The following is a 13,677-nucleotide window of genomic DNA, read 5'->3' on the forward strand; positions in this document are numbered from 1 at the left end:
GTTTTCGTTTACGCGCCGCCGCCGTCCGCGGCCAGCCAGCCCGCGCCGTTGCGGTCCAGCTCGCGTACCGCTTGCTCGCCGATGCACAGCCCCAGTTTGCGGTAACTCTCGAACTGGGATTCGTCGAACCACTGATTGAGCGTGGACTGGTGCGGGAAGGTCGGATGTTCCGCTCGGTATTGCTGCACGTCCACCGGCTCCAGGCCATGACCCTGAAGACAGGGTTTCAGATAAAGCAGGTGGCCGTTGGCGCCGGAAGCGTAGCGGATGTAGCCGACGGCGAAGGCGGCCCGGCTGAGGCCGGTGGCCGGGTCCCGGCGGATGGCGTCCACGTCGATGTGGATTTCCGCGCCCAGGTCTATCCGGCATTTGCGGATGGCGTTGCCCAGGTCTTCGAAAGTCATTTGCTCGTCCTGACCGGCGTCGCTAATCACGATCAGCCTGCATTCCCGCCGCAGCAATTCATACAGCCCCAGGTTTTCGAAATGGCCGCCGTCGCTGAGGTAGACGAAGTCCGAACGGGCATTGGTCTGGCCCAGCAATTCCTTGAGCAGGTAGATCCAGCCCTGCGGCGGAGACATCGCTTGCAGGTCCGCGCCGGGCTTGCCGGGATTGGGGCACCAGCGCCCCAGCCGCACATTGAACACCGTCAGCAGGAAGGTTACCGCCGGCGAGCTGTGATAGCCCTGGTTGGGGCTGACCGCCGCGCCGGACACCGCCATCAGCGAACCCAGCATCGGCCCCCGGTCCATGCCGGAGACATCGTCCAGCATATAGGCGTTGGTGGGCGCGAAGGCGTCGATGGCTTCCGGCGCGCCGTCCGGAAACTTGTAGCCGCAGTGCCGAGGGGTGAAGGTGAAGGAGGCGGCCTTGCGCTGCTGCCAGGCCAGGTCGTCGCCGGCCACCAGGTTGAGGGCGGTGTTGATCAGGTGGTAGGGCCGTTGCGGCGGCGCGCCGTCCCGGCCGGCCAGTTCGGCCAGCGGCAGGTCGTCGCCGGCGTTGAAGCCGGTGAAGCGGTTGACCGTGTCCGTCCGTTGCGGCGCGCTGGCGCCCAGGTAGCCGCGCGTCAGCCGGTTGCGGTAGAAGTTGTGCAGGGAGAACAGATTGATGTCGAAACGGGAGGAAGCGAACACCGCCAGTCCCAGACAGGCCAGGATCAGCGCCGCGTAGAGCCCGCCGCCCAGGCCCTGCTGTTCCGATGCGGCGAAGTGCAGCGTGGTCCAGTCGCTGAGGTCGCAGTGGCGGAAGCCGCATAGCTGTTGGCGCAGTTGCCAGCCGCCGGCGCGCACCTCCAGCGCGGTCAGCAGCCAGCTGAGGCCTGCGCTGAGCAGGATCAACAGGCCGGCGATGAAGACATAAGGCCCGATGCGGGCGAGCAGGTCGCGCCAGCCGGCGTTTTGCATGCCGCCGGTGCGCGCGGACTGGCCTTGCCACACCGCCGCCAGCGTGGTCAGCAGCCAGGCCGGCAGCGTTAGCGCGCGCAGCCAGTCGGCGCTCACCGCCAGCAGCGGCAGGGACAGCGCCACCACGACGAACAGCAGCGCCAGCGCCAGGTCCAGCGCCAGCAGCAGGCCGCCCAGACGGGACCACCATTCGCGTTGCAGGTCGGAGAAGCTGCGCTTGACCAGGCCGATGTGCAGCGCGGCGGTCAGGGCGAACACCGGCGGCAGCACAAGAAAGACGCCGCCCACCAAATACCAGGCTTGGGCCAGCGGCGCGCGGATGCCCAGGCCGTAATCCAGCGCTTGCAACGCCAGCCACAGCTTGCCGCCGCCGGCCAGGCCGGCCAGCAGCGCCCACAGCACGCTGCGCAGGTAGCCATTGCCGCGCAGCTGGCTGAAGCCGCGCGCCAGCAGGGCCCAGTAGCCGGCGTAAGCCAGACTGGACCCCAGCGCCACTCGCCACAGCGGCAACTGGTGCCAGAAGTCGTCGCGGCTGTCCAGGCGGTTGAGCGTGAACACCGCCATTGCGTAACAGAACAGCAGCAATAGAGCGACGCTGGCGCTGGCGGCGCCGGGCGGGGCGGCGTCCTTGCCGTCGCGGGTGGTGGCGCGCGCCAACAGGGCGGACAGCACGGCGGCGGCGGCGGCCACGGTCAGCGCGGCGGGGCCCGCGTAAGGGGTGGAGGCGATATTGCGCGCCAAGTCCACCAGGAAGTGGGGGCCCAGCAGCAGCGCCAGCAGCAGGCTTTGCAGCACAACCTGGTTGAGGATGAAGTTGCGCCAGTAGGTGATGACGGCGGACAGGGTGTCCAGGCTGAACAAGCCGGTTTTGGGGGTCAGGTAGTTGCTGTAGTCGCGCAGGAACTGGATGGCCGGCTGGCGGCCTTGATGGTCGCGCAGCGTTTGTTCCATGCCGGCGTTGCCGGCGCGGTGTTTGAGCGCGGACAGCCAGCCGCCCAGGTAGCCGCCGCCGGAGACGGTGGACAGATAGTCGAACTCGCGCAGCCAGCGGCTGCTCGCCAGTGCTTGCAGCACGCCCAGATTGAAGGTGGCGCTGCGGATGCCGCCGCCGGAGAAGGCGAGGCCGGCTTGCGGCGCTTCATCGCCGCCCGGACGGTCCACGCCTTCGTCCGCGCGGGCGGCGGCCAGGCCGGCGCGTTCGTCGGCGTGGACTTGGGAGAAGGGCTGGGTCGGGGTGCTCATCGGGTTCTTTCCGTTGGTCCGGCTTTGTCGGCGGGTGTTGGACTGGCAACCATTTCGTCGAGGTGGCTGATGATATTCATGGCCCTGAATCCGCTGCGCGGATGATGATTTTGATTGCCGGGGCTGCCCGGCGGGCAGGGAAAGGATATTTGTTTGGCCAAATATCCTCTCCACTCCTAAAGGCCACCCTGCAAGCCTAGCCTGCGGCTTCCCGCCGGGTCCCGTCAGGCCCGAGGCGCGGCTGAACTCGCGATTTGCTAGCGTCAAATCGCTCAAACAGGCAGCCGCTTAAGACCTCGGGCCTGCCACCCGGCGGCAGGCTTGAAGGGACCCGGGGCGCGTCGGATATGTAGTGTTTTTGGCGTTTTTCTAGTGGCTTCACATTGCTAGCTAAAACCGTGACTCGCCCTCCCTCAACGCCTGGCGTCCTCCAGAATCACCTCCGCCGCCTTCTCCGCGATCATGTACACCGCGGAGACGATGAAGAAGCCGGGGATGCGCGGAAACACCGAGGCGTCCACCACGCGCAGGCCGCTGACGCCGTGAACCCGGAAGCGGCTGTCCAGCACGCCGCCGGCTTCGCGCGCGCCGATGGCGCAGCTGCAGGAGGCATGGTGGCCCCAGGCGTTGTCGCGGACGAATTGACGCAGTTCATCGTCGCTTTGCACGGCCTCTCCGGGCAGTTCCTCTTCCGCGATCAGGTTTTGTTTTTTCAAGTCGGCGGTGAGGCTGCGCACGAACTTGATGCCTTCCACCACTGAGTCCAAATCCTGATCGCCGCCGGGGCTGCCTTCTTCGAAGTAGTGGAAGTTGATGTCCGGCGGGTCGCGCGGGTCGGCGGATCGCAGCGTCACCGTGCCGGCGCGGTTATTGGTATGCGCCTTGAGAATGGCCCAGGTCAGGTAGTTCAGGTGTTCGGGAAACAAGCGGGAGTAGCCGGGGAAATAGCCTTTGAACAGGCCCAGCAGCGCGAAGCAGAACAAGTCCGGCAGCGGCCGCTCTTGCGCCGAACGGCGGATGACCGCCAGCACCGCGCCATTGGTGGTGTAGACGCCTTTGCGGCCTTCCTCCCATTGCTTGTATTGCGGGTCGCCTGGGGCGAACTCCGCGCCTTTCAGCACTTCCCAATGCTTGAAGTTCATCCGGTTGACCACGCCCACTTCGTAGCGGTCCTGCAGATTCTGGCCGACGCCGGGCAGATCCACCCTCGGCGCGATGCCGCGCTCTTGCAAGTGGGCGGCCGGGCCGATGCCGGACAGCATCAGCAGTTGCGGGCTGTTGAAGGCGCCGCCGGCCAGGATCACTTCGCGGCTGCAGCGCGCCTCGCGGCGTTCGCCGGGGGCGTTGCTGACCCGGCCGCTGGCGCGGTAAAGGCCGGCGCCTTTCAGGTATTCCACGCCCACCGCGCGAAGATTCTCGTCGAACAACACCCGGGTGGCCAGCGCGTCCAGTTCTACGCGCAGCCGGTCCGGGTGGCGCGCCGCCGCGTCCAGCACCCGTTCTCGGCTGCCGTTGCGCTGATGGTTGCGGGTGGCCAGCGGCGGGTAGCAGACGCCGACGGCGTTGTCGCGCACCAGCCGCCAGTCGTTGGGATCGGCTTGGCCTTGCAGCAGCCAGCGCCAGCTGCGGTGCGGCACGTCCACTTCGTCGAAGACCTTGTCCACCGACACCAACAAGGTGTCCACCAGGCCGGCGTCGCCCAGCGCGGATTCCGGAATCGCCTTCTCGGTTTGCAGCCAGCCGCGCCAGCCGTGGCGGGTGGGATTGACGCCGAGCAGGCCCAGCCAGCGGTACAGCGGGCGGTGGTGGCAGTTTTCCAGCCGTTCGAAATAGCCGCGCATGTGGTCCGCGCGCCAGCTGTCGTCGCCGGTGAGTTGGGCGATGCCGTCCCAGTCCGCGTTGTGCGGATAGACGGTGATCATGGCGTTGTGGGCGGTGCAGCCGCCCAGCGCGCCGGCGCGCGGGTAGAGCACGCCGTCCACTTTTTGGCCGTTCCATTCCGCGCGGTATTTGGGGTCGCGCTTTTGCTGGGCGTCGTTGGCGTAGTGGCGGACGAAGTAGTCCAGCTTCATCGCCTCGTTTTCCGAAGCCAGCGCGTGGAACACCGGCACGTCGTAATCGTCGGGCAGCCGTTCCGCCTGGGGCTGCCAGGCGTCGCCGCCCTTGAGCGCGCGCGGGTCGCCGCCGGCCTCCAGCAGTAAGACCCGATGCCCGGCTTCGGTCAGCCGCGCCGCCAGTGTGCCGCCGCCGGCGCCGGAACCCACCACGATGTATTCGTATTCGTCCATGGCGCGCGCTTTAGAAGGTTTTCAGGAATTCGATCAGCGCGTATTTGTCGCTGTCGCTGAGGCCGGGCTCCTGAGTCTGGTAGCCGGTGCCGAAGTAATGGCCGCGGTTGACCACGAAGTCCGGGCAGGTGCTCAGTTCCAGCATCGGCTGCGCCAGGTTGGCGAACACCTTGCGCGCTTCTTCGTCGCTGGCGCCCGGCGGCAAGGCCTTGAGGTCGTGCTTGATCTTCAGCAGCAGCTCCAGCAATTTTTTATCGTGCTTGAGCCGTTCGCCCAGCGAGGGATTGTCCAGCGTCACTTGCAGGTTGGCGATCAGGTTGACCGGGGTGCCGGCCGGGATGGGCCCCAGCTCCACGCCGTCCTTGCCGAACAACCAGGGCAGATAGCGTTGCAGCGGGCCTTGCAGTTCTTGCAGCGCATCCGGCAAGTAGCCGACGGGCACGCGCAGATAGCTGCGGGCGGTGGTGCGGTCGATCACGCCGGGCACCTTGTCGCCCAGCATCTTGTCCTTCTCGCGTTTTTCCGGCCACAGCAGTTTCTGGATGGAGTCGTTGAAGGAGTCCATGCGCGCCGCCACCGACGGGCTGGGGTTGAATTTGCCCAGGCTGTTGTTGAGCAGGAAGGGCGCGGTGGACCAGACGCTGATCAAGGAAGCCGGGCGGGTATAGCCGCGGCCGCCGGCCGGCATCTTGTACTGCCAGGGCGCGCCGGTGAAGGGGTTGTGCACGGTGATTTCGCCGACAGAGGGCAGGTCCTTATAGGTTTTGGACGAGAAGTTGTCCCAGATATTGCCCTTGAGCGCGTTGGTGGCCAGCGGGCTGCAGGCGTTGGTCTGCAACAAGGTCACCGGCACGCGCAGTTCGGTGGACAGGTAGTTGTCTTTCAGGAAGTCGTCGGCCTGGACGATCTGGCGCATCTGCGATTTGAAGTCCTCGGTCTTGGTCCATTCCCAGTATTTGTTGAAGCAGGCCAGGTAGCCCGGGCCGGCGCAGCCGGCGGTGGGGTCCAGCGGCGGGACTTTGGGCGGCAGCTTGCTGGAGTGGCAGCGCGCGCAGTTTTCCGCGAACACCGTTTTGCCGCGGCTGAGCTGAGCGGCGTCGCGGCTCAGGTATTGCTCGCCGCCGGGTGCGTCCTTCAGCTTGTGCGGGTCCGTGCTCTTCAGGAAGAACAGCGCCATGTTCACTGTCTGCTGTTCGGTGGACTGCCAGTACACCGAGTTCTTGCGCGCGTCGGCGATCTGGATCGGGGTGATGGTTTTGCCGCCCACCAAGGGGTTGAAGTGGAGCAGCCATTCTTCGCTGAACAAGCCGATATTCAGATAGACGCGGTTCAGCGCGCCCAGCGCGCCCACCGAATCCGAGCCGTCCTTCAGCACTCGCGGCGTCCACACGGTTTTGGGCGGCAGGAAGAACTGAGTCAACGGGCCGTCTTTGACGAAGTCGTTGAACTGCTTGTTGTTAAGTTCGCCGCCGGCCAGGGTTTCCTTGCCCCAGCGCTTGGCGATGTCCAGCCGCGGCCCCAGGCCGTATACCGCGTTCATGGTGCGCGGGTTGTTGATCGAGTCGGTGGAGATCAGCGAGGTGTCCAGCGCGCCGGGGCGCGAGGTGTGGAACAGCTGGAAGGGGAAGCTGCTGGGGTCCGCCTGCCAGGAGAAGATGCGGTCCACCCAGAAGTACTGAGCGCCTACGTTGGAGCTGAGGTTTTCCCACTTAGGATGTTCCGGGTCCGCCGGCGGTTTCACCGGATTGGGGCCGACGTGGCAGAACGCACAGGACATGCCCACGCGGTAGGGGCGGATCAGGTCTTTGTTGTTGTAATACGCCGGGTCTTCGTAATAGCGCTTGGCGTCCCATTTCTTGGCCGCGGCGTCGTCGAAAGCGGGGTTGGGGAACAGGCGCAGGCCCACCACGCCGGTGGCGTAGCCGTAGAAGGAGCCGGCGGGCAGGTTCTTGCCGCGAGCGCCTATGGCCACGCCCGGATATTTTTGCTCGTTCTCGAACGGGTCTTTAGGGCAATCGGCGCGGCGCTGGTCCAGCCACAGGCCGAAGCGTTTATCGTCCGGGCCGCCTGCCTTGTCGAAACAGGGTTCGTTGACCAGGCCCAGGTAGTTCCAGCGGTTGTCGCGGCTGAACTTGAGGCTGGGATGGGAGGACAGGGTCTTGAGCAAGTCCAGGTTGCCGACGCTGACGGTGGACAGTTTGTCCCACAGCCTGTCGTTGCCCCCGGTCCACACCAGCCAGGTGTTGCGCCCCTTGATCTCGGCGGGGTTCAAGGCCACCGCGCCGTCCATGTCCTTGAAGTAGTCCTCGTCGGCGGCGGGGAAGGATTCCACTGTGCGCTGAGCCAGCTTTGCCTCGTCCTGCACGGTGCCGGGTTTGGGCTGATCGTCCCGGCAGCCGGCCAGGCTCAACAGCAATAGCAGCGCCGCTCCCCGGCGCAAGGTGAGGTTCATCCTAGCCATCGCATTTTCTCCAGTGGGCATCGCGGTGTTTTTGATTTTAAGAATTCATTTGGCATTTTAGAGCCTATCTCTGCCTATAGCACGGCTGTGGCCGCGGCGGCGCCTGCGTAGCTTTGCTGAGCGTTATTACTGATGGCGAAAAGCGGCCGGCATGATCGATAGTTGAAAGTTACCCGCGGCGGGGAAAAGGATAATCGCGACGCTGATTAAAGCCGCGGGGGAGGCGTGAGCGTGCTCGTAGCGGCTTTTGTCGCGCGGGCGCCGCAGCGGCGGGCCTGTTCTTTGTGTCTGGCGGGCGCCCGAGCGAAAACTCCGGCTCCCATCAGATTTGCATCAGGATTCGCCCGCGGGGCTGGGGGACACTTTCCCGGTCCAAGCACGAGCCCGGCAGGGCGTTTGACCGATGACCGATAACGATGTGTTGCACCCGCTGGAGACTTTGGAGGCCGCCGCCAAGCGCTGCGCGCCGGCCCAGGACGTCTGGTTGCTGCCGCCGCGCCGGGAAGAGGCGCGGTTGGAATTGAGCTGGGAAGACGGCGCGGAAGCGCTGACCCTGGCGGCGGATTGGCAGGGCCTGCTGTTGCTGGACCGCGTGGAAGTGAGCGTGGTGGCCGGCGCGCTGCCGTTTCAGCCTGTCCGATTGGAGGCGTTCAGCAAGCTGCTGGCCTTCGTCGACGAAGCCAAGGCCGATGAGGCGCGAGACGCGGACGCGCCTGCAAGCGAGGCGCGCTGCGCGCAATTGCCGCTGGTCGATCTGGCGGCCTGGCAGGACCGCAAGCGTTGCGAGTACTGGTTCTTGCTGCAAGTGTTGACGCCGTCGCCGGCCTTCGCCGCGCTGCTGGCGCTGCTGCGCCGCAGCGAGAGCTACTGGCTGGTGCGTTTCCTGCTGGCCCAGTCCGCCTGCGGCGACAAGTTGCAGGCGCTGGGCGAGCGCTACGGCGTGTCTTACTCCCACTTCCGCCGCTTGTGCCGCCATGCGCTGGGCAACGCGGCCAAGACCGAGCTGCGAGACTGGCGCATGGCCCGTTCGCTGCTGGACGTGGCGGAGGGACGGGAAAACCTGACCCAGGTGGCGCTCAAGCACGGCTACGCCTCGTCGTCGCATTTTTCCAATGAAATCAAGGGGCTGATCGGCGTTTCGCCTCGCGGTCTGTCCAACATCATTCAACTGGCCACCAAATGAATCGAAGCTTTTTATCCGCCGCGCTGCTGGCCGCGGCGCTGCTCGCGTCCGTGCCGGCCGCCGCCGCGCCGGAACCGGCGCGCGCCGCCGACTCCGCCGGCTACGTTGCCAAGAAGGAGGGCCTGCGTTCTTTCTTCGACGCGATTTCCTCGCGGCTGAAAAAGCCGGTGATCGTCAGCAAGCAGGCGGCGCGCAAGCAGATCAGCGGCGATTTCGACTTGGCCAACCCGCAGGCGTTGCTGGACAAGATGACCCAGCAGTTGAGCCTGATCTGGTATCACGACGGCCAGGCCATCTATGTCTACGACGCCAGCGAAACCCGCAATGCGGTGGTGTCGCTGCGCAATGTGTCGCTCTCCGCCTTCAACGACTTCCTGCGCAAGTCCGGCCTCTACGACAAACGCTATCCGCTGCGCGGCGATAGTCGCAGCGGCACTTTCTATGTGTCCGGGCCGCCGGTTTTCGTGGATCTGGTGGTCAACGCCGCCGGCTTCATGGACAAGCAGAGCGACGGTATCGAACTGGGCCGGCAAAAGATTGGTGTGGTGCGGCTCAACAACACCTTCGTCAGCGACCGCAGCTATGAGTTGCGCGATCAGAAAATCGTCATCCCCGGCATGGCCACGGTGATCGAAAAGCTGCTGCAGGGCGAAGACAAGCCCTTGCAGACCGCCGGCGTGAATCCGGTACGGCCGCCGGCGCGGGGCAGCGACATCCCGGCGATGCCGGACTTTCCCGCCAGCGGCGAGCTGAAGGCGCCGGCCTACCAGGCCGGCCTCAGCCTGCCGGACGCGCTGAAGCAGGACGCGGCGGCCGGCGACATCAAGGTGATCGCCTATCCGGACACCAACAGCCTGCTGATCAAGGGCACCGCCGAACAGGTGCGCTTCATCGAAAACCTGGCGCTGGCGCTGGACGTGGCCAAGCGCCACGTCGAGCTGTCGCTGTGGATCATAGATCTGGACAAGGGCGATCTGGACCAGTTGGGCGTCAACTGGAGCGGCAGCGTCACCGTGGGCAACAAGCTGGGCGTGGCGCTGAACCCCAGCAGCTCGATCAGCACCCTGGACGGCACCCGCTTCATCGCCTCGGTGATGGCGCTGTCGCAGAAGAACAAGGCCAATGTGGTGTCGCGCCCGGTGGTGCTGACCCAGGAAAACGTGCCGGCCATCTTCGACAATAACCGCACCTTCTACGCCAAGCTGGTGGGCGAGCGCAATGCCAGCCTGCAACACGTGACCTACGGCACCCTGGTCAGCGTGCTGCCGCGTTTCTCCGCCGACGGCCAGATCGAGATGTCGCTGAACATCGAGGATGGCCGCGAGGCCAAGACACCTGATTACGACAGGGACCCGCAGGATGCCTTGCCCGAGGTGGGCCGTACCCGCATCAGCACCGTGGCGCGAGTGCCGCAGGGCAAGAGCCTGTTGATAGGCGGCTACACCCGCGACGCCAATATCGAACAGAACAACAAGGTGCCGTTCTTGGGGAGCTTGCCCTTGGTGGGCGGCCTGTTCCGCTACCGCAGCCAGAACCAGAGCAATACCGTGCGCGTGTTCCTGATCCAGCCGCGCGAGATCGACGACCCGTTGACGCCGGACGCCAGCGATCTATCGGCGGCGGTGGCCAAGGAGGGCGGTATCGCCAGCGATCCGCTGCAGCAATGGGTGCGGGACTACCTGGACCGCGAGCAACGCGCCGAGGGCGCGGCCAAGGGCGCTACGCGTGGACATTAGCGGCCGTCCGCCACCGGTCTTTGGCGTCCGCTCGCCCAAGCACCAGGCCAAGCTGGACGCTCAGCGCGACGCCCAGCGTCAGGGCGAGGCCCGGCAGGCGGACGCGCAGCAGGTGGAGGACGCCAGCCCGGCGGCCGAGGTGCAGCGCTTTGTCCAATCCACCGATGAAATGTCCGCGGCGCTGACCCAGTTCCGCAACCGCCGCGATTACGACAAGAAGCTGGGCCATCTGGCCGACAGCTTCGAACGGGTGCTGGACGAGGAGGCCCAGCCCAAGGCGCAGCAGATCGTGAACGTGGCCAAGTCCCACGGGGTCAGCGCCGAGGAGTTGCTGCGCCAAGCGCGCTCCTTGTTCCCGGACGACAGCGATCTGGTGCTGGTGCTGCGCGAACTATTGCGTCGCCGTCAGCTGGACGAGGTGGTGCGCAAGCGCCTGCAGGCCCTGCTCAAGCAGGTGGAGGACCAGGCCGAGGCCAAGCCGTTGAAGGCCGGCATCAATTGCGCGCTGAAGGCGAGGCTGTTCGGCAAGGCGCTGTCGCTGAGCCCCGGCCTGCTGCGCGCCAGCTACCGCCAGTTTCTGGAGAGCGAGGCGGCGGAAGTGGAGATTTACGCCGACTGGGTGGGCAGCTACGGCTACCAACGCAGAGCGGTGGTGTTGGACTTCATCGAAGGCGCGTTGCTGGCCGACATCGATTCGCTGGACGCCAGCTGTTCGCGGCTGGAGTTCGGCAATCTCCTGGGCAGGCTGAGCCAGCTCAAGCTGCTGCGTTCGGCCGACGCGCTCTTCGTCGGCCGCATGTTGAGCAATCCGCAGGTGTGCGCCTTCAACCCCAGCGAGGCGGACTGGTTGTTGTTTCTGCTGTCGCTGCTGCAACAGCCGCAGCAACTGGACGGCTTGCTGGCGGAGACGGTGGGCGACACCGCCTTGCTCAGCCGCCACAGCGAGCATTCCACCTTGTTGCAGGCGCTGTACCAGGCTTGCAAGGCGCTGCCGCCGCAGCTGTTCGTCGACGAACGCTGGCTGGACGCCTTGCAGGAGGAGTTCCGCCATCTGGCGGCCATCGCTTACCGCCACGAACTGGCCGAGCGCCGGCGCGAGGCCGAGGGCGGCGGCGCGGAGTAAACGAGAGCCGCCAGGCAAGGCGGGGAGATACGTCCCGTCTTGCCTGGCTGTTTTTCCCGGCGGGCCGCGGCCCGCCGCCAATATCGAATCGCTTGGATGACTAACGGTGTTTAATTCCCTGCTCAACGGCGCGCGCTCGCGGCCGGAATTGCTGATCCTGCTGTTGATGGTGATGATCATCGCGATGCTGATCATCCCCTTGCCCACCTATTTGGTGGACTTCCTGATCGGCCTCAACATCGTGATCGCCGTGCTGGTGTTCATGGGCTCGTTCTACATCGACCGCATCCTCAGTTTTTCCACCTTTCCCTCGGTGCTGCTGATCACCACGCTGTTCCGGCTGGCGCTGTCCATCAGCACCAGCCGCCTGATCCTGATCGAGGCCGACGCGGGCGAGATCATCAACACCTTTGGCCAGTTCGTCATCGGCGACAGCCTGGCGGTGGGCTTCGTGGTGTTTTCCATCGTCACCGTGGTGCAGTTCATCGTGATCACCAAGGGTTCGGAACGGGTGGCCGAGGTGGCGGCGCGCTTCTCGCTGGACGGCATGCCCGGCAAACAGATGAGCATCGACGCCGACCTCAAGGCCGGCATCGTGGACGCCGACGGCGCGCGCGAACGCCGCAGCGTGCTTGAACGCGAAAGCCAGCTTTACGGCTCCTTCGACGGCGCGATGAAGTTCATCAAGGGCGACGCCATCGCCGGCATCATCATCATCTTCGTCAACTTCATCGGCGGCATCGCCGTGGGCATGACCCAGCATGGCATGGACCTGTCCACCGCGCTGTCCACCTACACCATGCTCACCATCGGCGACGGCTTGGTGGCGCAGATTCCCGCGCTGCTGATCGCCATCAGCGCCGGCTTCATCGTCACTCGCGTCAACGGCGACAGCGACAATATGGGCCGCAACATCATGAGCCAGTTGCTGGGCAACCCGTTTGTGCTGGTGGTGACCGCGGTGCTGGCGTTGGCGGTGGGCATGCTGCCCGGCTTTCCGCTGATCGTGTTCCTGATCCTGGCCGCGGCTTTGGGCGGCCTGTTCTATTACAAGCGCCGCATGGCACGCAAAGGCCCGTCGGGCGCGGCCCAGACTCCCGCGAGCGCGGCCGCCGGCGCGACGCCGGCGGGCGGCAAGGACAGCACCTTGGGCCTGATAGGCAATCTGGACAAAGTGGCGGCGGAGACCGTGCCGCTGATCCTGCTGGTGCCCAAGGCGCGCCGCGCCGCGCTGGAACAGGCTCAGCTGGCCGAGCGGCTGCGCAGTCAGTTTTTCATCGACTACGGCGTGCGGCTGCCGGATATGCTGCTGCGCGACGGTGAAGGCCTGCCGGACAACCGGGTGGCGGTGCTGATCAACGAAATCCGCGCCGACGAGTTCGAGCTGCATTTCGATCTGGTGCGCGTGGTCAATTACTCGGACGAGGCCGCCGCGCTTGGGGTGCGGCCGGTGTTCAGCACCCAGGGCGCCAGCCAGTGCGCCTGGGTGCGTCCGGCCGACGGCGACAAGCTGACCAAGCTGGGTTACCAGCTGCGCCCGGCGCTGGATGAACTCTACCTATGCCTGGCCGCGCTGCTGGCGCGCCACGTCAACGAATACTTCGGCGTCCAGGAAACCAAGCACATGCTGGACCAACTGGAAGCCAAATACCCGGACCTGCTCAAGGAAGTGCTGCGCCACGCCACGGTGCAGCGCATCGCCGAAGTGCTGCAGCGTCTGCTGGCCGAACGCATTTCGGTACGCAATATGAAGCTGATCATGGAAGCGCTGGCGCTGTGGGCGCCGCGCGAGAAGGACGTGATCAATCTGGTGGAGCACGTGCGCGGCGCGCTGGCGCGCTACATCTGCCACAAGTTTGCCAGCGGCGGCGAGTTGCGCGCGGTGATGATGTCTGCCGAGGTGGAGGACATGGTGCGCAAGGGCATACGCCAGACCTCGGCGGGGGCCTTCCTCAACCTGGAGCCGGCCGCCTCGGATGAACTGATGGACTTGTTCGCGCTGGGTCTGGACGGCATGGGCATCGCTCACAAGGACTTAGTGCTGCTGGCCTCGGTGGATGTGCGGCGCTTCATCAAGAAACTGGTCGAAACCCGCTTCCGCGATCTGGAAGTGGTGTCCTTCGGCGAAATCGCCGACAGCGTGTCGGTGAACGTGATCAAAACCATCTAACCCCGGTTCCTTTAGAACCGATAGCGCGACAAACGTATCGGTTTTAAAGGGGACTGGAATCAAAAAGGAAT

General features: G+C 65.4%; 7 protein-coding genes. 4 read left to right on the forward strand and 3 right to left on the reverse strand.

Features of this window, described 5'->3' with window-relative positions; all coding sequences use genetic code 11:
* Positions 1-8: 8 nt before the first annotated feature.
* The 3 genes from ACUXV1_RS03450 to ACUXV1_RS03460 form a co-directional block, all read right to left on the reverse strand.
* Positions 9-2,645 carry a hypothetical protein gene (locus ACUXV1_RS03450; protein ID WP_446014639.1) on the reverse strand — a complete coding sequence of 879 codons (2,637 nt, stop codon included), beginning with the start codon at positions 2,643-2,645 and terminating at the stop codon, positions 9-11.
* A gap of 413 nt (positions 2,646-3,058) precedes the next feature.
* A complete protein-coding gene (locus ACUXV1_RS03455; RefSeq protein ID WP_446014638.1) occupies positions 3,059-4,933 on the reverse strand; it encodes a GMC family oxidoreductase in 1,875 nt (624 codons plus the stop codon).
* Positions 4,934-4,943: 10 nt separating this feature from the next.
* Positions 4,944-7,394 (reverse strand): hypothetical protein, encoded by a 2,451-nt coding sequence (locus tag ACUXV1_RS03460; RefSeq protein WP_446014637.1) that lies wholly within the window; start codon positions 7,392-7,394, stop codon positions 4,944-4,946.
* Between the two features lie 403 nt (positions 7,395-7,797).
* Here ACUXV1_RS03460 and invF point away from each other — a divergent pair, with 403 nt between their 5' ends.
* The 4 genes from invF (at position 7,798) to ACUXV1_RS03480 (ending at position 13,606) form a co-directional block, all read left to right on the forward strand.
* The gene (gene invF, locus ACUXV1_RS03465; protein ID WP_081862728.1) at positions 7,798-8,577 is read left to right on the forward strand and encodes an AraC family transcriptional regulator InvF; all 780 of its coding nucleotides are present in this window, start codon (positions 7,798-7,800) and stop codon (positions 8,575-8,577) included.
* On the forward strand, positions 8,574-10,313 hold the full coding sequence (gene sctC, locus ACUXV1_RS03470; RefSeq protein WP_446014635.1) for a type III secretion system outer membrane ring subunit SctC: 1,740 nt from the start codon (positions 8,574-8,576) through the stop codon (positions 10,311-10,313). The genes invF and sctC overlap by 4 nt, the downstream gene beginning before the upstream one ends.
* Positions 10,303-11,436, forward strand: coding sequence for a YopN/LcrE/InvE/MxiC type III secretion system gatekeeper (locus ACUXV1_RS03475; RefSeq protein WP_279625748.1), 1,134 nt, complete (start codon positions 10,303-10,305; stop codon positions 11,434-11,436). Before sctC ends, ACUXV1_RS03475 begins: the two co-directional genes overlap by 11 nt.
* A 106-nt stretch (positions 11,437-11,542) precedes the next feature.
* The gene (locus ACUXV1_RS03480) at positions 11,543-13,606 is read left to right on the forward strand and encodes an EscV/YscV/HrcV family type III secretion system export apparatus protein (protein WP_043640875.1); all 2,064 of its coding nucleotides are present in this window, start codon (positions 11,543-11,545) and stop codon (positions 13,604-13,606) included.
* Positions 13,607-13,677 lie beyond the last annotated feature (71 nt).

The organism is Chromobacterium sp. W521, from assembly GCF_052805975.1.